Raw genomic sequence first — 21,961 nt, forward strand, 5'->3', positions numbered from 1 at the left:
AGGGGTTCGATAGCTCAGCGTCTCGGACCGCAACATATCAAATCCAATGCGATTTTCGTCGTGGTTGAGACCACAAATGGTACGAGTACAACAGTGTTCTTTTGCGGACTCCGCTTACAGTACGAGTAGATGGCAAAAAAGAACTCGTCGGAAACTGAGGACCGAAAAGACGACCACATTCGAATTATCCAGGAAAAAGACGTTGAAACGTCCGGAACCGGGTTCGAAGACGTTCGACTCGTCCACGAGGCGCTCCCCGAGTTCCACCACGACGACATCGACCTCAGCGTCGATTTTTTGGGCGACGAACTCGCCGCACCGATTGTCATCGAGAGCATGACCGGCGGGCACCCGAACACGACGAAACTCAACCGGGCGCTCGCCGCCGCCGCAGAAGAGACGGGCATTGCGATGGGCGTTGGAAGCCAACGCGCGGGACTCGAACTGGACGACGAGGACCTCCTCGAATCCTACACTGTCGTCCGCGACGCCGCACCTAACGCGTACATCTACGGCAACATCGGGGCCGCACAACTCCGCGAGTACGACCTTGGCACCGTCGAGCAAGCCGTCGAAATGATAGATGCCGACGCGCTCGCGGTCCACCTGAACTTCCTGCAGGAGGCCGTCCAGCCCGAAGGCGACGTCAACGCCGACGGCTGTTTGGCGGCCATCGAACAGGTCTCGTCGGCGCTTTCGGTTCCGGTTATCGCCAAAGAGACCGGCAACGGCATCGCACAGGACACCGCGAAATCGCTCACGGAAGCGGGCGTGGACGCAATCGACGTCGCCGGCAAAGGCGGGACGACGTGGTCCGGCATCGAAGCCTACCGCGCGGCGGCGGTAAACGCATCGCGGCAAGAGCGGGTCGGCACGCTGTTTCGTTCGTGGGGCGTCCCGACCGCGGCTAGCACCATCGAGTGCGTGCGAGAACACGACTGCGTGATTGCGAGCGGCGGCGTCCGAACCGGTCTGGACATCGCAAAGGCGATTGCGCTCGGCGCACGCGCTGGCGGCCTCGCAAAGCCGTTTTTGAAGCCTGCGACGCGAGGCTCTGACGCGGTTGTCGAGCGAATCGAAGACCTCGTCGCCGAGTTACAGACCGCGATGTTCGTCACCGGTTCGCAGGACGTCGCCGCGCTCCAAAACGCGGAGTACGCCCTCCTCGGCGACACCCGCGAGTACGTCGCACAACGGTGCGACTGAACCGAACGTCGTCACGTCGGTTCGACTCACGCACTGAGTTCCAGTTCCGTCGGGTCAACCCGGTCTTCGACTTCGGTCCCGAGCGTGCCGCTCACGAACTGTTTTGCGAGCCACGCTTCGGCGCGAGTGAGACGGTATTGGAGCGTCGAACCCGGGACGTCGATACGGTCCGAAATCTCCTGAACGGAGTTCCGCCGCGGCGTCTCGTAGTAGCCGAACTCGACGGCGGCTTCGAGTGCGGCTTGTTGTTCGGGCGGTAGCCCGTCGGCTCCGAACCCCTCTTCGAGCCAGCACTCGGGTTCGCTGATTCGTTGGACGCTCAACGAGAGACCGTCGCTCAGTCCGTCCTGTACTTCCTCGTAAATCTCGCCCACGGTGTCGTCATCGGCGATGAGGAGTCGCCACTGGTACTGATTTCCGCGGCGCTCGGCCTGCATCAACAACCCGTCGCCGATGTGCTTGGCGGCGACGTACGGAATCGACTGGACACCGTCGCCTTCCTCGCGGCAAGAGTAGATGATTCGACCGTTGGGCGTGCTTGAGAGGACTTCGTAGTTCCACTCGACGACGGGTGCACCGCACATCCCGACGACCGCGTTCCCGCGCGCCACCTTCTCTATGATGGTGTCGAACGATTCCAGCACGTCAGCCGGCCCCGTCACTCGGTCCAATCGCCACATCGAATCGGCGGTCGCGTGGACTGCCATCGTCTTCGAGTGTAAATCCGGATGCTCGATGAACAGGTCCATCGCTTCGTCCGCTCCCTTCTCGTACTCGACGGTAAAGACGAACTCGCGCACAGTTACTGTGGCCCTTCGCCCGGCCGATATATTAGTGGTTGGAATATGCCAACCGCTCGCTCTGGTTCGATGTCGCTCCGGTTTTCGTCACTGCGCCCGTAAAAAGCACGCTGGCGTCGGTCCAGTGATTACGACCGATTCAACTGGAGTAGCGCCTGTCGGTGGCGCTACTTAGAACGGCGGGTTGTAGTCTTGGTACTCTTCCATCGCTTCCATCTCGTCGGTCTTGTTCGGCATCACTGCCGCTCGGGGTCCGTTCGCTTGACGAACGGTGACCTTCGAGATGTCTGAAACCTCGTCGGGGAGGCGGTGTTTGATGGCGTTCATCGTCATCGGTGCGATGCCGCATCCCGAGCACGCACCGCCGATAGCAACGGTCACTTCGCCAGTTTCCTCGTCAACGTCTTCGACTTCGAAGTGGCCGCCGTGGTCTTGAATCTGCGGGACGTTGTTGTTCAGGTAGTTCCGAGTTCGTCGTTCGAGACTTTCTGCGCTCATTGTGATTTTACGTATGGGTGCAGTTATGTTAAATCTATGCTGTTTGGCTGGCCTAAATTTGAATTCTAATTATTTAGGCACGCCAAAATTAGAAGTATGAAAACCAGATGGGCGACTACATTCGATAATTGTGGAGTATGGGGTCTCCGTAGAATTCTATTCGTGTCCTCCACAACCGTCCACTATCTATCTATTCTGGTGACACATTAGGCGATGCTGGCACTGCATGTGAAACACCAACCGAACTCGACGCTTCCATGTCGGTCGAATTTATATTCTGTGTTTTAGGGGTGCCTAAAATCCGAAAGCAATTTGAGTGTTTAGGCTTACCTAAAACCATGGCGGGGCAAACGAACGGTCACGAGACGCCGACGGGGTATCCCGAAACGGAGGGAGTGGTACTGTCGTCCGTCCGGGACCGTCCACGGAGTGTTCGTTCGCATCCGCCGTTCACATTCGAAGTTTCCCATTCCGATTTGACGGGCTTTCAATCCGAGAGTATCGCTGAAAGCACCGCGCTGGCGCAGTTTTGCAGACGAACGAGGGATTCAGTTGACGACACGGTCGGCACTGCCGGCGATTCATTGGTATCCATATCATGACTGTCCAAACACACATCCGTCAGGCACTCGGCCGAGTGCGGGATGAACGTACACGAGTTGCAGAGAAAGCGGCCGCATTCGACGAGTTCGCCCGACGCGTGCGCGGAATACCCGCTAGTTCGACGGGTCAGCACCCGAAGACGCTTCAGGCGACCGGCGGCGGGACGCTCACGACGACGGCACACGTAACCGCAACTCAGCGTCCGTCGTCGTCCGACCGCTGTCGAATGGTACGGAGCGCGTTCGCCGAGACGGTACGTCCGTGCAGTATCGACGATATCGACCGGGCTGAACCTCTGTCGGCGACGATAGAAGAGGAGTTGAGTACAGACCTCGCGGTTGCACTCGACTCACAGACGACTGGTGGATTCACGCCGAAGACGAAGCAGGCGGTGCTTTCTGCCACGTTGGAGCGCCAGAAGGAACTCACAGTAATGAAGCAGGTGCTCGCCCGCGAGCGCCAATCGCTTCAGGAGGCCGCCGACGCGGTTTCCGAGGTGACTGACTGGCTCGATGTGGGCAACGAAACGTCGCTGGCCGACCTCGGATTCGACGACCTCCGAGAGCGACACGAACTGTTGGCGACGTACCGGACTCGCTGTGAAGACCGTCTGTGCGAGCGACAGTCGTTCTTGGACGAAACGGCAAGCCGAGGTGGGACGGTCAGTATCAAACAGCGGGACCTCGTCCGGTATCTGTACGAAGACTCGTCGTTCGCGTATCCCGTGTTGGCGACGATGACGCGATTGCACGGCGTCCTCGAAGACTGTCAGCGCATCGTTCGAGACCACCTCGTTCGGAGGGTCTAATTCCGACATGGTTCGAACCTGTCCCCGATTCCGCCTGTCCCCCTCTCACGAGACTCGACGTGCTCCCGTCTCGACGGCTGAACGGCTTTGGAAACGACTGCGTTCGACTGCTCGGTTGGAGAACAGATGAACGGCGGGTCCCAGTACCTCCTCGCACTATTCATCGTCGAACACCGAGAAGCGCCCCCGGTCTCGCCCAGCGTCGTCGCCGAGGCGGTCGGCCGGACCCCCGCAACGGTCATCGAAGTGTTCCACCAGTTCGACGACGAGGGACTGCTCACGTACGAACCGTACGACGGAGCTGAACTCACACCGAAGGGCCGAAAGCGGGCCGAAGACCTCCACAAGACCTACGTGACGCTCTCGTGGTTCTTCCGGAGCGTTCTCGACCTCGACAACTACGAATCTGAAGCGATGGAGATGGTCGGCGTCGTGAGTCCGGAGGTCGCAGAGCGGCTTGCGACGACGCTTCCGGACGGCGGTCGTGTGGCTGAGATGTCCGACGGGGCCGGTACGCCCAGTCCGTCATCCGGCGCGGCGGAAACGTCGGATACGGCCGGCACGTCGGATACGGCTGGCACGTCTGAGTAAGTCCATAACGACGCTTCTCAGCCACTTGTCGGCGGCGTTTCTCCAGGCCGTCGCGTAAAAAATAGAAGAGAGGGTGGTCGAAGCTATCCTCGAAGTGCTTCGATGGGTCGCTCGTTCGCCGCGCGCCACGCCGGGTAGACGCCGGCGAGCAGGCTGGTGAGGATTCCGAAGGCCGCCGCGCCGACCAAGTAGAGTACGGCACTCTGCGTGAAGGCAAACGGATTGCCGAGGAACACCGCGTTCGCAACCAGCGCGACCACGATTGCGATTGCGACACCGACTGCCGAGCCGAGCATACCCAACAGCGCGGCTTCGAGCAGGAGTATCCGAACGATGTCGCCTTTTTCGTAGCCGACCGCTCGCAACACGCCGATTTCCTCGCGCCGTTTGATGACGGCCATCAGCATCGTGTTCGTAATCGAGACGCCCGCGACGAGGAGCGAAATCGACCCGAGTCCCGCGAGGAACGTGTTAATTCCGTTCACAATCGTTTTGAACAGTCGGACGAGCGAGGTGAGTTCGAAGACGAGCAGTTCGTCCTTTCGATCGTTGAACCGGTCACGGAGCGCTTCCGCGACGGCTTCCGCTCTGGTCGTCGAACTGGTCGTCACTCGGACCTGGCTGTACCGCCGGTTCTCGGCTTCCTCGATTGGGAGGTAGACGTCGCTGGTGCCGAACGATTGGGACTCGGCGAGCACGGCGACGACACGATACGTGTGTTCGGTTTCGACGGGTCCTGAATCCGTCTCGGTCTCTGAGACGAGCAATACCCGGTCGTCCAGCGTGAGGTCGTACTCGTCTGCGAACCCTTTCGAGACGACGACACTCTGTCGCCAGTTGACGGGTATCTGGCCGCGTTCGACCGACTGCACCTGTCGCGGGTCGTCGATGTACGTGACCGAGACGCCCTCGCGCGAATCACCTCGCGTTACGAGTTCCATGTCACCGCTTTTGGTCGCAACGACCCCGGCGGGACCGACCGTCTCATCTATCGCTTTCAGGTCTTCGCGGTCGAAGTACGACGTTTCCTTGTCGAACCCCGGCGAGACGAAGACGTTCGTCGCTCCCTGGTCTTGGATGTTCTGCAGTTGGCTCTGTTTGAACGCCGCGCCGCCCGCGCCAATCGCGCCGATGGCGACGACGCCGATAAGGATGGACGCGGCCGCGAGTATCGACCGGATTTTCGCACGCGAGATGTTCCGTCGCGCGATTACGAGTCGGGGGAACCGACCGGCGATACGGTAGAGCCAACTCATCGTTGCCGCCCCCGCGACTCGGCCGTTTGGACCGCGTTCGTGCGTTCTTTCGCTCCTGATTCACGGCCGCGAGTACGATTCCGTCGCATCAGTCCAGCGCCTCCACGGGTTGTTTGCTCGCCGCTTTCCACGCGGGGTACACGCCGGCGAGGAGCGACGTTCCGATACCGAAGATGGCCCCGACACCGATGTACTGCAACCCGGCGGTCGTAAAGGCCAGCGGGTCGCCGACGAGCAACTGGTTGAGACCCATTCCGATGCCGAGCGCGAACGGGATGCCGATGAGAGCGCCGATGAGACCGAGAATCGCCGCTTCGGAGACGAGCAGGCTGACGACGGCTAGCTTCGGATAGCCGACCGCTCGCATCACGCCAATTTCGCGCTCGCGTTCGATTGCCGACATCAGCATCGTGTTCGCAATCGTCACCGCGGCGACGAGGAGCGAGATCGACCCGACGCCGATGAGGAACTTGTTGATGGTGTCGAACAGCTGTTTAAACTGCTCTCTTTGTTCTTGGACCTCGGACACTGCGATGTTTCGCTGTCGAGCGTTGAACTCGGTTTCGAGGCTTTCTGACGCCTCCTCGACCGACCCCGTTCTCGAATCGACACTGACGATGACGCGGTCGTACGCCGCGTCCTCGAACTGATTCATCGGCACGAACACGGCGCGGTCAGCCTGTAACTGGTCTGCGAAGCCCTGCGCTTCGAGGACCGCCGCGACCTGATACGTCCCCGCGAAGCTTCCGTTTGCGACGACCGTCAGTTGGTCGCCCGTGTCGATGTCGTTGTTCTCCGCGACCCGGGAACCGATGACGACGCTCCGCCGCCAGTTGTCGGGTATCGACCCCGATTTGGTCTCGTAGAACGTTCCGGGGTCGTCGAGTCCCTTTATTTGTGCCGTGATAATCGTCTCTCCAGCGGGCGTCCGCACGGCTCCGTCCCATCGTTCGACGACCGGAAGCACCGTCGCTCCGTCGGTCACTTGGCGCATCCGATTGATGTCGGTGTCAGAAAAGCCGTCGGAGAAACTGCCGCTGTCGTCGGCGTAGTACACCGGGCTGACGGTCGCCGTCCCGCCGAACCCTTGGTAGGCTTTCATCTGGTCCTGTTTGAACGCCTCGCCGCCCGCGCCAATCGTCCCGATGGCGACGACGCCGATGACGATTGCGACGATGGCTAACGTCGAGCGGGCGGTCGCACGAGACAGGTTCCTTCGGGCGAGGAGCACCGTTGGAAACTGCGCGGCCAGCCGGCGGAGCCGATTCACGAGTGGTCACCCTCGCCGGACGCCGGTTCGCCGTCGTTTTTGACGTCGCCGTCAACGAGGTTCACCACGCGGTCGGCTCTGTCGGCGACGTACGAGTCGTGGGTGACCGTGACGACCGCGACGTCTTCTTCGGCGCGTAGCTCGTCAAAGAGAGCGAGAATCTGGTCGCCCGTGTCTCTGTCGAGGTTCCCTGTCGGCTCATCGGCGAGCAGAATCGCCGGGTCGTTGATGAGCGACCGCGCGATGGCTACGCGCTGTTTCTGGCCGCCGGAGAGTTCGTCCGGGTAGTGGTCGAGTCGGTCTCCGAGACCGACGCGCTGGAGGAGGTCGGTAGCGCGTTCGCGCGTTTTGACGGGTGTTTTATCGAGCATCCGCGGCATCTCCACGTTCTCCAACGCCGTCAGCGTCGGAATCAAGTAGAAACTCTGGAAGATAAATCCGATGGTGTGTTTCCGCTTTGTCGTCCGGTCAGAGTCGGAAAACGTCGAAACGTCAGTGCCGCGGAGGCGGACCGTGCCCTCGGTCGGCACGTCGAGCAGTCCGAGGAGGTTGAGCAGGGTGGACTTTCCACTGCCGGACGGCCCGACGATGGCGACGAAATCGGAGGGTCGGATGCCGAAGTCGATGCCTTTCAGCGCGCGGACTGTCTGGGTTCCGGTCTGGTACTCTTTGATGACGTTTTCACCGCGAATCACCACGTCTGCGTCCGTCGCAGTCTGCGACTCTGTGTCTGTGCGGTCTCTGTCCGCCTGCTCCGCATCGGCGGGGACCGAAATATCCGGAGCCATGGAGTATCACCGCTTCCGGACGTAGACGACTGCACCGATGAGCAGGAGGACGGCCGCACCGCCGACCGGGAGCAGTGGGAGTCCGCCGCCGCCACCGTTGGAGAGTTGCGGTCCGACGGACTGGCGATCGACGTTGACGTCTTTCGTGAACGATTTTTCGACGCCGCCGACGGTGTATCTCACCTTGACGGGAACGGACGAGACGTTACCGGAGACGTCCGACCGGAGCGTGAACGACGAGAAGTCGCTTTTTTCGACGCTCCCGACGAAGTACTTGCTTCCTTCGACCTGCTCCGACTCAGCGACCGAAACGACGACGCCATCGACGGTACTCGACCCGACGTTCCCGGCGGTCGCAGAGATTTCGAGCGAGCCACCGGCTTGCGTCGCTTGCACGTCGGTCAAGAGTACCTTCCCGGGGTTCGTCGGCGAATCGAAGTTCGGATGGTAGGTCCGGGTAACCTCGTGTTTGACGCCTCTATCGGCGTAGTGAAGCGTCAGATTCACCGGATGCGATCCGGAGTTGGAGACGCGAGCGGGGAATTCGAACGTCGCGCTGTCTCCTGCTCCCAACTGGGGTTTCACGCGTTCGTTGACGCTGAAGTTCACCGCTGGCGACGACGACACGAGTCGCAACTGCCGAATGTCGTGGTTGAGACCGTTCGACACCGTGACGTTGACCGACCGAGTTGCGCCGGGAACCGCCTCCTCGGCGGAGAGTTCTAGCTGTGGACGACTCGGCTCTTTGACGTGGACCGTCACCGGATACTGGACGCGGACGTGCGAGCCACCTCTCTTCTGTCCGACGAGGATGACACGGAGGTTCTTGAGTCCGGGCTTCTCGAACGAGACCGTCAGCGGCACGGAGATGTTCCCGCCGATGGTTATCGTCCCGACGTCTTCGATTCTGGCGATGTCGTTCGAACTTCCCTGTCGTCGGACGTAGAGGTCGGTGATTTCGACGACTGTGGGACTGTTCTTCCCGTTTCGTATCACCGTGTTAAGCTCGGTCTGTTGACCCGGTGCCGGTTCGTCTGGACTCAGTTCGACGTCGGTAATACCGAGGTGCGCCTCGGCGGCCTTCGCCGGTCCCGTCGCAATCGGCACGACGACTGTAGAGAGCACGATGACCCCGACGAAAAACCAAGACAAGACGCCTAAACCGCCGCTGTTCGGTTGTTCCGAACTCATCTGTTAGCTCGTCCGATATAGTGTATTCTTTCTGCCATTACTGACTTAGTGGCTCGTCCGTCCGACCATAAGTCTCATGGTTCACCTGCCCCGCCGACGAAACGCCGCAAATTGCGGTTTGTGACGGCTGAAGAAATACGATTCAGTAGTCGATTAGTCGGATAATTGTTGTGTATATTTCATTTCCTCGGCAGTGCGAGGGCACCGTTCTGTCTCGACGCCCGTCGCCCATCGTCAACTACGCACCACGCATCACTCACCGCTCGACGTCCCCTCCCACAACCCACATTCACCATCACCACTCACCACCCACAAATTACAACCCACCGCTTGCCGCTCGCACGTGGCCCTGCCGGCGACCTCCTCGATGGCTGTTCAGCTTTCTGATGGTCCTCAGCGGTCTTCGAACGGCGACCGCGCGTGTTCCGGGACGTCTTCGACACGCATGATAAGGTTCTCTCTCCCGAGCGCTATTTTTCGTATCTCGCCGTCGTCGTCCATCTGCGAGAGGACGCGACTGACCTTCGATTTCGACCACCCAGTCTCATCGACCACCGACGATTGGCGAAGTTGGCCGTCGTGTTCGTCCAGGAGCTTTAGTACGCGGTCGTCGTCGTCGAGTAACACGTCTGGTTGGAGAGAGCCGTGTGTCTCCGCGCCCACGTTTGGAGCTGGTCCCGTCACGTCAGCGGTCGCGTCCGAACCGCTTCCGGATGCATCGGCATCGAGATAGTCTCGCGCTCGTGAGCGCACGCGAAAACGACTTTCCCACCCCGAATTCAGTGCGGCGGCACCGAGCACGACGAGTACGACGAGACCGATGCCGCCGATTCCGACCACGAGTGTCGTCAGCCCGGAGCCGAGACCGAGCGAGCGCGCGACGGCCCCCGCCGGCGAATTCGGGTCGGTTCCGTCCTCGACTTCGGTCCCGTCACCGCGGCCGTCGCCGTCCGTATCCCCGCGGTTTGGGTTCGTCCCGACGACGGTCACCTCGCGGCCGTCGTCGAGACCGTCACCGTCCGTATCGGATTCGGTCGGATTCGTCTCGTAGCGGTTCGTTTCCGGACCGTCGTCGAGTCCGTCGCCGTCGGTGTCGGCCGCCGTCGGGTCGGTCTCGTGGACGTTCACTTCGGGGCCGTCGTCGAGACCGTCGTCGTCGGTATCGGCGGTCGTTGGATTCGTTTCGTGGGCGTTCACTTCGGGGCCGTCATCGAGGCTGTCGCCGTCGGTGTCGCCGACTGTTGGGTCGGTTCCGTACGTCGTCACTTCCGCCCCGTCGTCGAGACCGTCGCTGTCGGTGTCTTTTGCCGTCGGGTTGCTTTCGAGTTCGTTCGCTTCGACGCCGTCTGCGAGTTCGTCGCCATCAGTGTCGGTGTCTACCGGGTCGGTCTCGTATCGATTTACTTCGTCGCCATCGGTGAGTCCGTCGGTGTCCGTGTCGGCGACGAGAACGCTCGTCCCCCGTTCTACCTCGCGTTCGTTGCCCAAATTGTCGCCGTCGGCGTCACCCTCCGCGGCGAGGACGGTAACGAGGTGCATCGCTTGCGTACTCGACTCGTCGTCTCCTGTGGGGTGGATGGTGACCGTCAAGACGTGCTCGCCCGTCGAATTCGTCGGCCACTGCCCGAGCGCGAACTCGGTCCGTTGTTCGCCGCCGGGTGCCGTGCTTTCGACCGGTTGGCACTGAATCGTCGCCGACGATCCGTCGTCTCCGTCCGTTTCGAGACATACGTCGTAGTTTCCGCCATCCGACGCGACAGCGACCGAAACCGTCGATTCTTGCCACGACGTGATGTACGTTCGGTCCCCCTCGGTCGCTACGACGCCCGGCCCGGTGTGTTCAACCGCGCGTATCTCGGCGCTGGTGTCTGCACTAGCGATGAACGGCAATGCGCCCGCAAAGACGATTCCAAGGACGACGAGACACGTCGTAAGTCGCATCCTCCCCGACCGCGAGACGCGCTCCGCAGACATAATCTAATTCTGTGTTTCTCACACCTCCTCGGCTATAATATTTTGTTTATTATCTTCCACTCGAATTTAAGATTTTGAGACAATCAAAAATATCTGACTATCCGAATTAACCGAGTTTCCCGATAATGAGACGGAACGACAGGGAGCCGGTCGAATCGAGTGCCACGACTGTTGCTTTTCTGCCACCGGTCTGCACTTTCGTCGGTAAACATTCAGTTAATCCGACTGAAACAGCCGAAACAGTCCGTCGAAACGGTTGTTCCGCGGAGAACTGTTGGAACGATTCTCCCCCATTATCATCCTCCGGCTATCACTGCTAATCGCGGTGCGAAAGATACCGAGACGACGGATGACGGCTGGTATCGTTGCAGTCACCGCCGTGGTTCCCGCTTGCACATGAGCAGGGGGCGCTCTGATGCGACCCTCGATGGGCATTCGCAGTCTCACTGTGCGACTCACCCACGGTACACCCTCCTCCCCCCTTCCCCGCTGACGCGAACCTCCACTGACACACACGGTCCCCCTGACGTTCCTCCCTGTTCCCCGTTGTGTCCTCGGTGATACCGCACACTTTAGTGCCACTTCTGAATCTCTTAGTCTGCTCTCCGTATTCACCGAGTGAGAACTCCCTTGACGTACTCCGCGGAACATTTAGCCTTGCTCTCGCTACGGCGTGTATGGACTCGGACGACAACCATCGTGGCTGGGCCGAACGTTCCGGCGATTTCTCTCCCGAGTATTACGCCCAAATCGGAGCGAACGAGGTCAGCGAGACCCTCGCAACTGTGTTCGACCACTACGCGAACGAGGACGTGTCGATTCTCGAAGTCGGCTGTAGCTCTGGTCGCCACCTCGCTCACCTCCACGACCACGGCTACGAGGACGTGACCGGCATCGACATCAACGACGAGTCGTTCGAAGTGATGGCTGAGTACTTCCCGGAACTCGTCGAGACGGGAACGTTCCTCACCGGACCAATAGAGGAGTTACTGCCGAACTTCCCCGACGACAAGTTCGACGTTATCTACTCGGTCGAGACGCTCCAGCACGTCCATCCCGACGATACGGACGTGTTCGAAGAGCTGTCTCGCGTCACGTCCGACCTCCTGATTACGGCCGAAAACGAAGGGAACGGCCCCCAACGCGGACGCAACGGTGCCGAAGTGAGCTACGTCAACGACGACTTCCCGCTGTATCACCGCAACTGGAAAGACGTCTTTTCGGGTCTCGGACTCGCACAACTCCTGTGTGAACCGGGCAAGCGCGACACGGTTCGCGTGTTCCGTGTCCTCTGACTCTCTCAGCCCGCCGCGCCGAACACGACACTGATTTTTAAGAGGGTTTAGGATAGTATCGAGACTATGTTTACCATGTCCAACGACGATTTCAGCGTTCATTTACGCGACTGCGACGAGGTGGGTAGCGGAATCCCGGTTACCAGCCTTCCGGACGAAGTTACGTCGTTAGATGACCTCCCGTGCGCGTGCTGGGACAAATTCGACTCGATAGACGAAGTGGAGTGAGAGAAAGTCGGCGCGTCGAAAGCGGTGTCTCCGTGTACACCCGCCTACGCGCTCGACCGTTTGCGCAACGCACACACATAGAAATCGATACGTCAGCGTTCGCTGAACCGCCCGAATCCCTCTTCAATCCAACACCAGCGGCTCGGCCCGTTGCCAGTAGCTCTCGAATAGGTCCTCGGCCCACGAGCGAACCGCCGGTTCGTCAACGTCGATGGAGGCCTGTAGAATGCCGTTGTCGTCGCGCAAGAACAGGTGCACCGTCGAATCCGCGACCGTCGTCGCCATCGGTATCGACTCGTCGGTGATACGGATGTCGGCGTCGTCGGCATCGACGAGCGTCCGGAGTTGCGCCCGAAGCTGTGAATCACCGGCGAGTGCGTCGATTGTCTCCGACGAGAACACGCCTTTGAACTGCTGTGCCCCGGCCGCGACCCGGTCGGCGACGATGTCGAGGCTCTGTTCGTTGAAGGCGTACGAGAAGATTCGAACGTCGTCCGCGTCGGCGAGTAGTTCGAGCGCCCGTTTGACGGGCGCGTTCGGCCGGACCTGACTCGGCGTCGTAATCGTTGCCGCGGTCAGGTGTTCGAGTTCGAACGAGATGGCGTCCGTGGGGAGCCACCGGACGACCGGACGCAGTTTGGCGTCGGTTTCGAGAATCTCGACTAAGTCGTCGAATCCCCGCGAAACTAACTGTCCGGTCACAGTCGCAGTGTACGCGCCGTCTTCACGGGTAATCCACTCGCGCGCTTCGAAATCGCTAAGAATCCGACCCATCGTCGGTTGTGATGCGCCGGTCCGTTCGACCAGTTCGCGGCGCGTATGTGGTCGTTCGGTGAGATGGCTGAGCGCATCGACGCGGTTCTGCGAGAGCGCGAGGAATTCGATTTCTTCTAACGCCGACTCCATACGCTCCCTGTGTGGTCCGAGACTAAACGAGTTTCGAGTCTCGAAATAATTTCACACGATGAATAATCGTCGTCGCTCGCACCACTTTCTTACTGTGCACAAATTTCTGAATCAATGTATAAGCGATGCCCTCGTAGGGTGTTATATGTCAAGTTCACTGTCGCAATTTGTCGGGCGTTCGTTGGAACGAGGTGACGCGTGGTAATGGGTACGTACCGTCGTCTCGCGCTGTTCGTGCTTGCGAGTCTCTTCTTCGGCGGGACGTTCGTCGCGGCAAAGGCCGGACTCGATTACTTTCCGCCGCTATTGTTCGTCGCCCTTCGATTCGATATCGCCGCCATCGCGCTGTTTGGATACGTCGCCGCGACGAAGTCTCGTGACGCGTTGCGTCCGCGAACGCTCGGTGACATCGTCGGCATTCTCGCCACCGGCGTGTTCGTCATCGGTCTTGCAAACGCCTTCCTCTTCGTCGGACAAGAACACGTTTCGAGCGGCGTCGGATCGATTATCTTCAGTCTCAACCCGATTTTGACGCCGGTGTTTGCGATGGTCTTCCTCGCCGACGAACGCCTCTCGGCTCGCGGCGCGCTCGGGATGCTCACCGGCTTGGTCGGCGTGGCGCTCGTCGTCCAAATCGACCCCTCGAACCTCCTTGGCGGGGCGGCTGTTTGGAAAGGCGTCGTCTTCCTCGGCGCGGTCAGCGGTGCGCTCGGAAGCGTCCTCATCCGGTGGTCCGACTCGTCGCTTTCGAGTTCGGTCCGAACGGCGTGGGCACTCCCGGTCAGCGCAGTTCTCACACACGGCCTCAGCATCGTGTCCGGTGAGTCACCGGCGGCGGTCACGTGGTCTCCGACGGCGGTCGTCGCGCTCGGATACGTCGGTATCTTCGCGGGAGCGATGGCGTACATCGCCTATTTCGGGCTTCTCGACGACGTTGGCCCGATTCACGGGAATCTCGTGTTCTACGCCGTTCCAATCGTCGCAACTCTCGGCGGGTCGGCGCTCCTCGGCGAGTCGATTTCGACGCTGACGCTCGTCGGTTTTATCGTCATCTTCGCCGGCTTCGCCGTTCTCGCCAGCGAATCCATCGTCGCCGAAGTATCGAACGCATACGCGACGCTCACGGCGCGGTGGAACGTCGAAAACGTTGGTTCGGCGAGTCAGACAGAGTAACTGGCCGATTCGCCGACCAACGCGGGTGGGGATAGATGGATGGATGATAGGCCCATCGCGGTAGCAACCCAGGGGCAGGTATTGCAGGATCGCTGATGGCGCGGGATGGGCCGTCTCTGCCTGTGAGGGTTCACAGTACGCCCGTACGACCAGACAGGTACCGTACGGACTAAACACTTGTTCGAGAAGTAACCTATTCGTTCTGGCACGGTCCTCGAAATATCGAGCGTCCTTCGCGGTTCAAAACGCCCCAGACCACGAACGCACCGATTCACTGTTGGCTACTCTTGGTGAGTCTCGACTGGATGTCTTCTCACGCCCGCATCGAACTCACGAGTGGTCGAGACGCAGGTAGCTCGTACCGTGGCGATAGTTGTACACCTCGACGCCGACACCGAGTGCCGCGAGCACTGTCAGCACGAGCAATACGATCTCGTTGTACGCCCCAACGAAGTACATCCCGGCGAAGAGAAGCGTCGTGTACACCGCTGAGACGACGTTGTACAGCGGGTGTTTAAGCACCGGTCTGAACACGCTCGCTCCGAGATAGAAGAAAGTCAACACCGCAACCGAGAGCAGTGAAAGCGATAGCGGTTCGTCGATGAGCCAGACGAGGACACCGAAAAAGAGGACGAACGCGACGAACACCGCCGCTCTCCACGTGCTGACGCTGGCCATACTGTTGTTGGAAGGCATCACTTGTCTTGAAAGAATCACTTGTATTAGCCGTTTGGGTCGGGACGCCGACTTCGCTCTACTGGGCCGAATTGTGCATTCAAAGCTATTTTTTGACAGTACTCGAAACCCGACGTATGGATTGGTCCCCAAGCCGTCGGTTGCAACTTCGAATGGCGGCGTCACTCGCGGCGCTCGCCGTGTGTGTCCTCGCCGTCGGCATCGCAAGCGGTGTCGTCGTGTCGCTCATTTTAGTGAGCGCCGGACTCGTCTCCGAGTTCATCGCGTCCATCTCGCAGGTTACGTCCGCACGGTTCGCCGGAGGGATTATCGGCGGTTGCACACTGCTCGTTCTCTCTCTCGCTGTGTGGGGCGAACGCGAAGCTCCCACCCACGCAATCGCCTCCATCGGGGCGCGGCGTGCCGACGAGTCGGACTATCCGGAGTTGTTCGCGGTCGTTGACACCGTCTGCCGGCAAGCGGACGCACCGCGGCCCACGATATATCTGGTCCCGTCGGACTCGCCGCTCTCGTTTACCACCGGGTTCACGCCGCAGACTGCGCGGCTCGTCGTGAGCGAGCGGTTGCTGGACTGCCTCGACGCCGACGAACTCGAAGCCGTGGTCGCACACGAAATCTCCCACGTGAAAAACCGCGACGTGTCCGTGATGACCGCGGCGGCGCTCCCAATCGGGGCCGCACATCGCGTCGTCACGTTACTCTCCGGGCCGACGCCGGGCGTCGAACACGGTCAGGTCAGTCGCGCAGATATCCCGGACCTGTTTCTCACGCTCGGTCTCGTTCTCGTGTTGCCGGTGTGGCTCTGTGCGCACTTTCTTGCGGCGTCGCTGTCACGGGCGCGGGAGTTCGCGGCCGACCGCGGCGCGGTCGCAATCACGGGTAACCCGAACGCGCTCGCAACGGCGTTACAGATAATCGACGACCAACTTCCCGACCGACCCGAATCGGATATTCGAACCCCGGAGCTATCGGCGTTTGCCATCGTCGAACCTGACCGAACCGAGCCGCGCGGGCTGTTTTCGGGCTTCCGGAAGCGACTCCGAAGGCCGTTTGAGACGCACCCGCGAACCGAGACCCGTCTCGAACGACTGCGAGCGATGGCGCGCTCGCAGGAACGGTCCGAATGAGGAATCGGCTCCCGTCTCCCCGGCATCTCGTCGGGTTCGCACTCGTCGTCGGGAGCAACCTCGTTCCGCTCGCTGGCATCGCGTTTTGGAACTGGGAGTTAGACGTTCTCTTGACGCTGTACTGGCTCGAAATACTGACGACAACGCTTTTCGCGGGGTCGAAGGCACTGTTCGCCGAGCGCGCATCGGCGGATGCGACCGGACGTGTGCAACCGCTTTCGGAACTCACCGACAAGCGAGGCGGGCTACGCGTTCGAGCGGACTGGCCGCCGCTGTACGTCAGAAACGTTCCTTTCGCACTCGGAACTGTCGGTATCATCGGTGCCGTCTCTCTCGGCTACGGACTGTTTCTCGCGTTGCATCTCGCCGTGAGTCTCGAAACGGTTCGCTCGACCGGCGTCTTCCTGAGTATCGGCGCGCTCGTCGCCTCTCACGCGGTCTCGTTCCACACCGAGTACATCGGACGACGGGAGTACGAACACGTCTCGGCACGAATGATTGCCGCCACTCCGGCACGACAGACCGTGTTGTTGGTTCTTTTAGCGCCGTTCGTCCCCGCCGACGGTACTGCTGGTGGGGCCGTCCTCCTCGTGTTCGTCGTCGCGGCGAAACTGCTCTCGGAGTCGTACTCCTATCTGGTCGAACACGTCGGCTACGCTCCCGGTCGAATTTTCGAGCGTCTCTTCGAGACAGCCGACACGTCGAACCCGCCGCCGAGGGTCGATGCGCCGGACGTGACCCCCGACGTTCGAATCCGAACGAGCACGCGAGCGGTGCTTCTCAGCTCGTTCGCGCCAATCGTTGCTGGACTCGCAAGTCGCCCTGCGTACATCGCTGGCGTCCTCTTCGTGCTGGGTCTCGTCGCGCTCGGTCCCGTCGTCATCGCCGTCACACTCGCCGTTCTCGCCGTCATCACGGCGGCGAAACTGACGGCTCACTACGTCCGATTCGGCGTCCTCGAATACCAACTTCGCGGGGACCACATCGTCGCGTACGACACGCTTTTCGACGAACCGCAGTGGCAGACGACCGTTGACGAAATCGACGACGCGTCGGTCGTGAACGCGATTCCCGACCGCCTTTTCGGAACCGGGCGGTTCTCGCTCACGGGACTCGACTCCGGTGGTCGGTCGGCCGTCACGCTCGGACCTGTCTCGGACCCTCACCGCGTCGCAGACGAGTTTTCGTTGCCCATCGACGACGTGTGCAGGCCGGAACCGGACCACGTCGTACTCGCCGCCGCGTTCGTGCTGGCGGTGTGTTTTCTCGCCGTTCCCGTCGGGTTGTATCTGCTTCCGACTGTCGATACCGCGTCGGCGGTCATCGTGACGATTCTCCTTGGGCCGTTTTTCCTGTTTATCGTCGGGCTGTTGGTCGTAAGCGGATTGTCGAGAGTCTGAACGATTGCGTGCGGACCGGCAACGCACGCGTCTTCGACGTTGTAATCCCGACATCGGAAGCCGTAGTGAGTCCCCGGTTGGTCGAATCTACTCTCACAGTCGAACGTGTGCACTCAGTCGAACGTGTACGTTCGGTAGCGCCGAATCGCGTATCGGTACGACCCGTAGGACACGCCCGCGGTCACGAGTCCGTACAGTCCGATGAGTACACCGGGCAACACTGCGGTGGGGATGCCCTCGCTGACGAGATACAGCGTGGTGAAGTAACCGATGGTGGTGCCACCACCGACGATGAAGATATACAGGAGCAACACGAGCGTCGAGGGAACGACGGTCTCTGTGCCCCAGAACTCTCGTTCCTCGTAGATTGGGTACGCGGTACCGATACCGACCGCGAAGGCGGTTGCGGCGAGACACATCACGACGCCGCCGAGTGCGAACCCGACGCCGTGCAGGGGCTTCGTCCCGAACGCAATCGACCCGAGCGACGCGACCACCGCGACCGGGGCACCGATGGCGAATCCAGCGAGTGCGCGCCCTCGGACGAGTGTCCGGGGGGTCGTCGCAGTGAGTAGGAGGAACGGAAGTTGCGGGCGCTCGTCTCCGAGTGGGTTGAGACCGAACGTCGCCCCGGCGAGATACGTTGCGAGACCGATACCGGTTCCCGCGACGACCAGCCCTAAATAGTCGTCCAATCCCTGGAAGGCACTCGTTCCGACCGGTCCGATGAAAAATATGATGGTGATGAGATGTGAGAACTGTTGGGGATGGCGGACACCGCGAACCAAATGGCCCCACGCGATACGTCCTGATTGAGCCAGTGCGAGCGGTTTTGGTGCGGAGAACCCGCTTTCGGACCCCTTCGACTGCGCTGTGGCGGACCGAGAGCCGACGTCGGTAAACCAGAGCGCGGTCGCCTGCCGCGTCGCCACCGCGAGACCGACCGGCGTGAGCGCGAGGAGGACGAGTGCGACGACCGCCGCAGTCCACGAACTCGGTCGTGCGAGCGGCGTTCCGACGAACGCAAGCGAGACGTAATCGACGAGCGGCGCGAACGTAACCCTCGACAGGAGCGACCCAATCGAGATGTCCTCGCTGACGATGGCTTGGCCGACGAACTGTGACCCGGCGACGAATACGAGTACGAGGGCACCGCCGACGATTTTGAGCATGCGCCGAATACCCGGGAGATACTGTAGTACGCGTAGGAACCCGATTCCGAGCGCGTAACCCCACACGGTCGCCCATCCCACGAGTGGAAGCAGGACCGCCGCGGCCGAAAGCGGGAGTGTCGGCGCGCCGAGTCCACTCGTAAACGCCGCGACGAAGGCGGCTATCGGCAATCCGAACCAGAGCACGAGCCGGGACGTTTCAGCGACGAGCAGGCCGATAACCACCGCCCGCGGGTGAACCGTAGTCAGTACGAATTCGCTGGCTTCGATGTCGCCGATGCGTTCGAACGTCCGCAACACGACAAGCACGAGCAGTGCCGCGGGGAGCACCGTCGTGGCCGGATCGAAAAACGGAATCTCGGCGGCTGACTGGACGCTTCGACCGGCGACGTACGCTCCTGACGCTAAAAACAGCGTCATCACGCCGAAAAACAGCACCGAGAAGATGATACCGATGACGCGGCGGGTCTCTTTGGTGTAGCCTCTGATGCTTCTGACGAACTCGGCGCGGCCGATTCGAAGGCCGTGACGAACGTCTCGTCGAAGCGTCATTCGTCGGTCGCGCCAGCGGTGTTCGAAATCGGCGCGTCGGCGCTCGTCACCGCGAGGAACGCGTCTTCGAGGGTGCTTTCACCACCCGTCTCTACCCGAGATTTCACCTCGTCTGGCGACCCTTCGGCGACGAGTTTCCCGTCGAAGAGGACGCCAACCTCGTCGGCAACCGCCTCGACGACCGGAAGAATGTGCGTCGAGAGGAACACGGTCGTCCCGTCGTCGGCGAAGTCAGTAATCGACTGGCGGATTTGCCGCGCCGCTCGGGGGTCTAACCCCGATGTGGGTTCGTCCAAGAACAACACCTGTGGGTCGTGGAGGATGCTCTGGATGAACGCCGTCTTCTGTTTCATTCCCTTCGAGTACGCACTGATGCGCTTGTGTTCGTCGCCAGCGAGTCCGAACTGGTCGAGGTATTCGGAGATGCGCTTGTCGGCTGTCTCCGACGGGATGTCGCGGAGGTCGGCGGCGTATTCGAGTTGCTCACGGGCGCTGAATTCGTCGTACAGCGGCGGGGTTTCGGGGAGATAGCCGACCGCCGGGGCGAGTTCCCGTCGGTTCGTGATATCGCGGCCGCAGATGCGCGCCCTTCCCGACGTGGGTTGTGACAGGCCGGTTAAAAGACGCATCGTGGTCGTCTTTCCGGCACCGTTCGGGCCGAGAAATCCGTAGACGGTTCCGTCTGCAATCGACAGCGAAAGGCCGTCGAGTGCAACCGTAGAGCGGTACGTTTTCGTGAGGTCTATCGCCTCGATTGCGATGGGACCCGACCGTTTGGAGGGCATAGGCGGCCCCACGTTTCAACTCAGACGGCCTAATGGTTGCGAACTGAAACTACCGAGAGAGACACAGGACCGGCGGAGACTCGTGCTTCGGAGCGTGCCGCAAGAGAACTGAGACGGAAGAAAAGAATAAATTGGTGACGGCTGGCGAGCACTCAGAAGGTTCGTGAGCCTTACTGCCCCGTACTCGGTGTCCCTCCGAAGTTGAACGTCGAAGCGTCGGTCGTTTTTCCCACCTCGTCGATATCGTCAGACTGGGATTCACGAACGGTAACCGCCGCCACGTTGTTCATCAGTTCTTCGGCCTGCGTTGCCAACTCGTCGGTTCCGTCAGAGACCTCCGAGAGCGACGTGGTCTGTTCTTCGGACGCGGCGGCGACTTCTCTCGGCATCCGTCACGTCGTCGTCTGCGGAGTGAGACTCAGCCCGTGACTGTTTCGTCCACTGGTCCGTGATTGTTTCGTTCACTGAGACGTTCCCACGCGTTATTTTTCGATTCAGTGCGTACGTTCGACTGCGGGGTAGACGAACAATGAGTATCCGACGAAACCCCTTCGAAGAAATCGAGCGGCTCTTCGAGCGAATGAGCCGCGAGTTCGACGAAGCGTCCAAACGGTGGGAATCAGGCGGCGACTACGACGAGTGGGACACCGGACTCGAATCGATGGCGATAGACCTCGTCGAACACGACGACGAATTCGTCGCCACCGCGGACTTGCCGGGATTCGAGCGCGACGACGTTCGCATCGAGGTCACAGACCAGACGCTCACAATCGAGACCGAAAGCGAGCGAACGGTGGACGAAACAGACGAGCAGTACCTACGGCACGAGCGACGCCACCGGTCGATGCGACGGTCGCTTCGACTCCCGGCCGAGATTCGGAAGGACGAGGCGAGCGCACGGATGAAAAATGGCGTCCTGAGCATCACGCTCCCCAAATTGGAAGCCGAAACGGCCCACCAAGTCGATATCGAGTGAGTATCGACACGCGAACACTCTATTTTCGCGCGGTGACGCCTCGTGAGTCCCCGAGTCGGCTCTATCTGTCTCTGTCTCTCTGTGCGAAACTCTACTTCTGGCAGACGAACTATCACCACTCTCGTTCACCGGCGTCAACGAGCTTCCCACAACCTCGGAAGGTGTATTTTGTTTATATCTTTTTGATAGTTCTAGGCCTGGATATAATATAGTGGCTCTGTTGAAACCCACTTTCCGTCTTGCGATTTGTTGAGAGACTAGTTTTTACTGTGATCCACGGAAACTAGCCAGAAGGAGCGCTCTCTCCAATGTCAACGCTGAAGTATTTCAACAGAGCCAATATAGTTTAAGTAAGCCAAGTTAAGGGACGAACAAATCGCTGAATTAATCGGGAGAACTTGCAGACTACTCCGCAAGTTATGGTTAAGCAGATCTTCAAGGCTCTGCATCTCGTCGGTGGCTACGGGTATCAGACTGCACTCTGTTAACTGTTGAATGAAGTGTAATTGGAAATGAAATTCGCACCTCCAAATCCGAGTCGACACACTCATTATTCACTGGTAGATGGCCACAGAAGTGCAATATTGAAACTCTCGGTGACCAAACCAACTGTTTGATAGATTCAAACCGCGAAAGAGCCTACTAACTAGACAGTATCTGTTCAAT

General features: G+C 60.3%; 20 protein-coding genes. 8 read left to right on the top strand and 12 right to left on the bottom strand.

Annotation, left to right across the window (positions count from 1 at the left end; translation table 11 throughout):
* Positions 1-129 precede the first annotated feature (129 nt).
* Positions 130-1,206: a type 2 isopentenyl-diphosphate Delta-isomerase gene (gene fni, locus C440_RS09760; RefSeq protein WP_008320266.1), complete on the top strand. Its 1,077-nt coding sequence runs from the start codon at positions 130-132 to the stop codon at positions 1,204-1,206.
* A gap of 26 nt (positions 1,207-1,232) precedes the next feature.
* Here fni and C440_RS09765 read toward each other — a convergent pair whose 3' ends face one another.
* A complete protein-coding gene (locus C440_RS09765; RefSeq protein ID WP_008320267.1) occupies positions 1,233-2,006 on the bottom strand; it encodes a helix-turn-helix domain-containing protein in 774 nt (257 codons plus the stop codon).
* Between the two features lie 171 nt (positions 2,007-2,177).
* On the bottom strand, positions 2,178-2,504 hold the full coding sequence (locus tag C440_RS09770) for a NifU family protein (protein ID WP_008320269.1): 327 nt from the start codon (positions 2,502-2,504) through the stop codon (positions 2,178-2,180).
* Positions 2,505-3,102: 598 nt separating this feature from the next.
* Between C440_RS09770 and C440_RS09775 the strand changes: the two genes are divergently transcribed.
* Both C440_RS09775 and C440_RS09780 read left to right on the top strand, forming a co-directional pair.
* Complete coding sequence (locus C440_RS09775; protein WP_008320270.1) at positions 3,103-3,915, top strand: DUF7260 family protein; 813 nt, start codon at positions 3,103-3,105, stop codon at positions 3,913-3,915.
* Between the two features lie 126 nt (positions 3,916-4,041).
* Entirely contained in the window at positions 4,042-4,506 is a 465-nt protein-coding gene (locus C440_RS09780; protein WP_049915645.1) for a metal-dependent transcriptional regulator, read from the top strand.
* 83 nt (positions 4,507-4,589) lie between these two features.
* Here the strand turns inward: C440_RS09780 and C440_RS09785 are convergent, their stop codons facing one another.
* The 5 genes from C440_RS09785 to C440_RS09805 all read right to left on the bottom strand — a co-directional run bounded on the left by C440_RS09785 (position 4,590) and on the right by C440_RS09805 (position 10,952).
* Positions 4,590-5,762, bottom strand: coding sequence for an ABC transporter permease (locus C440_RS09785; protein WP_008320272.1), 1,173 nt, complete (start codon positions 5,760-5,762; stop codon positions 4,590-4,592).
* Between the two features lie 88 nt (positions 5,763-5,850).
* Entirely contained in the window at positions 5,851-7,032 is a 1,182-nt protein-coding gene (locus tag C440_RS09790) for an ABC transporter permease (RefSeq protein ID WP_049915648.1), read from the bottom strand.
* Positions 7,029-7,820: an ABC transporter ATP-binding protein gene (locus C440_RS09795; RefSeq protein WP_008320274.1), complete on the bottom strand. Its 792-nt coding sequence runs from the start codon at positions 7,818-7,820 to the stop codon at positions 7,029-7,031. Before C440_RS09795 ends, C440_RS09790 begins: the two co-directional genes overlap by 4 nt.
* 6 nt (positions 7,821-7,826) lie before the next feature.
* Positions 7,827-9,011, bottom strand: a complete 1,185-nt coding sequence (locus C440_RS09800; RefSeq protein WP_008320275.1) for a COG1361 family protein — start codon at positions 9,009-9,011, stop codon at positions 7,827-7,829.
* Positions 9,012-9,404: 393 nt separating this feature from the next.
* Positions 9,405-10,952, bottom strand: a complete 1,548-nt coding sequence (locus C440_RS09805) for a helix-turn-helix transcriptional regulator (RefSeq protein WP_008320277.1) — start codon at positions 10,950-10,952, stop codon at positions 9,405-9,407.
* 710 nt (positions 10,953-11,662) lie between these two features.
* Here C440_RS09805 and C440_RS09810 point away from each other — a divergent pair.
* On the top strand, positions 11,663-12,280 hold the full coding sequence (locus C440_RS09810) for a class I SAM-dependent methyltransferase (protein ID WP_008320278.1): 618 nt from the start codon (positions 11,663-11,665) through the stop codon (positions 12,278-12,280).
* 351 nt (positions 12,281-12,631) lie between these two features.
* Here C440_RS09810 and C440_RS09815 read toward each other — a convergent pair whose 3' ends face one another.
* A complete protein-coding gene (locus tag C440_RS09815; protein WP_008320281.1) occupies positions 12,632-13,414 on the bottom strand; it encodes a helix-turn-helix transcriptional regulator in 783 nt (260 codons plus the stop codon).
* A gap of 204 nt (positions 13,415-13,618) precedes the next feature.
* Between C440_RS09815 and C440_RS09820 the strand changes: the two genes are divergently transcribed.
* A complete protein-coding gene (locus C440_RS09820; RefSeq protein WP_008320282.1) occupies positions 13,619-14,587 on the top strand; it encodes a DMT family transporter in 969 nt (322 codons plus the stop codon).
* 330 nt (positions 14,588-14,917) lie between these two features.
* Here C440_RS09820 and C440_RS09825 read toward each other — a convergent pair whose 3' ends face one another.
* Complete coding sequence (locus C440_RS09825; RefSeq protein WP_241432031.1) at positions 14,918-15,283, bottom strand: phosphatidate cytidylyltransferase; 366 nt, start codon at positions 15,281-15,283, stop codon at positions 14,918-14,920.
* A 116-nt stretch (positions 15,284-15,399) separates the two neighbouring features.
* On the opposite strand from C440_RS09825, the gene C440_RS09830 reads away from it, so the two are divergent.
* On the top strand, positions 15,400-16,410 hold the full coding sequence (locus C440_RS09830; protein WP_152417866.1) for a M48 family metalloprotease: 1,011 nt from the start codon (positions 15,400-15,402) through the stop codon (positions 16,408-16,410).
* Positions 16,407-17,810, top strand: coding sequence for a DUF6498-containing protein (locus C440_RS09835; protein WP_008320285.1), 1,404 nt, complete (start codon positions 16,407-16,409; stop codon positions 17,808-17,810). The genes C440_RS09830 and C440_RS09835 overlap by 4 nt, the downstream gene beginning before the upstream one ends.
* A gap of 113 nt (positions 17,811-17,923) precedes the next feature.
* Here the strand turns inward: C440_RS09835 and C440_RS09840 are convergent, their stop codons facing one another.
* The 3 genes from C440_RS09840 to C440_RS17785 all read right to left on the bottom strand — a co-directional run bounded on the left by C440_RS09840 (position 17,924) and on the right by C440_RS17785 (position 20,708).
* Positions 17,924-19,534, bottom strand: a complete 1,611-nt coding sequence (locus tag C440_RS09840) for a hypothetical protein (protein ID WP_008320286.1) — start codon at positions 19,532-19,534, stop codon at positions 17,924-17,926.
* Positions 19,531-20,319, bottom strand: coding sequence for an ABC transporter ATP-binding protein (locus C440_RS09845; protein WP_008320288.1), 789 nt, complete (start codon positions 20,317-20,319; stop codon positions 19,531-19,533). Before C440_RS09845 ends, C440_RS09840 begins: the two co-directional genes overlap by 4 nt.
* Before the next feature lie 170 nt (positions 20,320-20,489).
* Complete coding sequence (locus tag C440_RS17785) at positions 20,490-20,708, bottom strand: hypothetical protein (protein ID WP_008320290.1); 219 nt, start codon at positions 20,706-20,708, stop codon at positions 20,490-20,492.
* A gap of 140 nt (positions 20,709-20,848) precedes the next feature.
* Here C440_RS17785 and C440_RS09855 point away from each other — a divergent pair, with 140 nt between their 5' ends.
* A complete protein-coding gene (locus C440_RS09855) occupies positions 20,849-21,295 on the top strand; it encodes an Hsp20/alpha crystallin family protein (protein ID WP_008320291.1) in 447 nt (148 codons plus the stop codon).
* Positions 21,296-21,961 lie beyond the last annotated feature (666 nt).

It is taken from the genome of Haloferax mucosum ATCC BAA-1512, from assembly GCF_000337815.1.
Taxonomy (GTDB): domain Archaea; phylum Halobacteriota; class Halobacteria; order Halobacteriales; family Haloferacaceae; genus Haloferax; species Haloferax mucosum.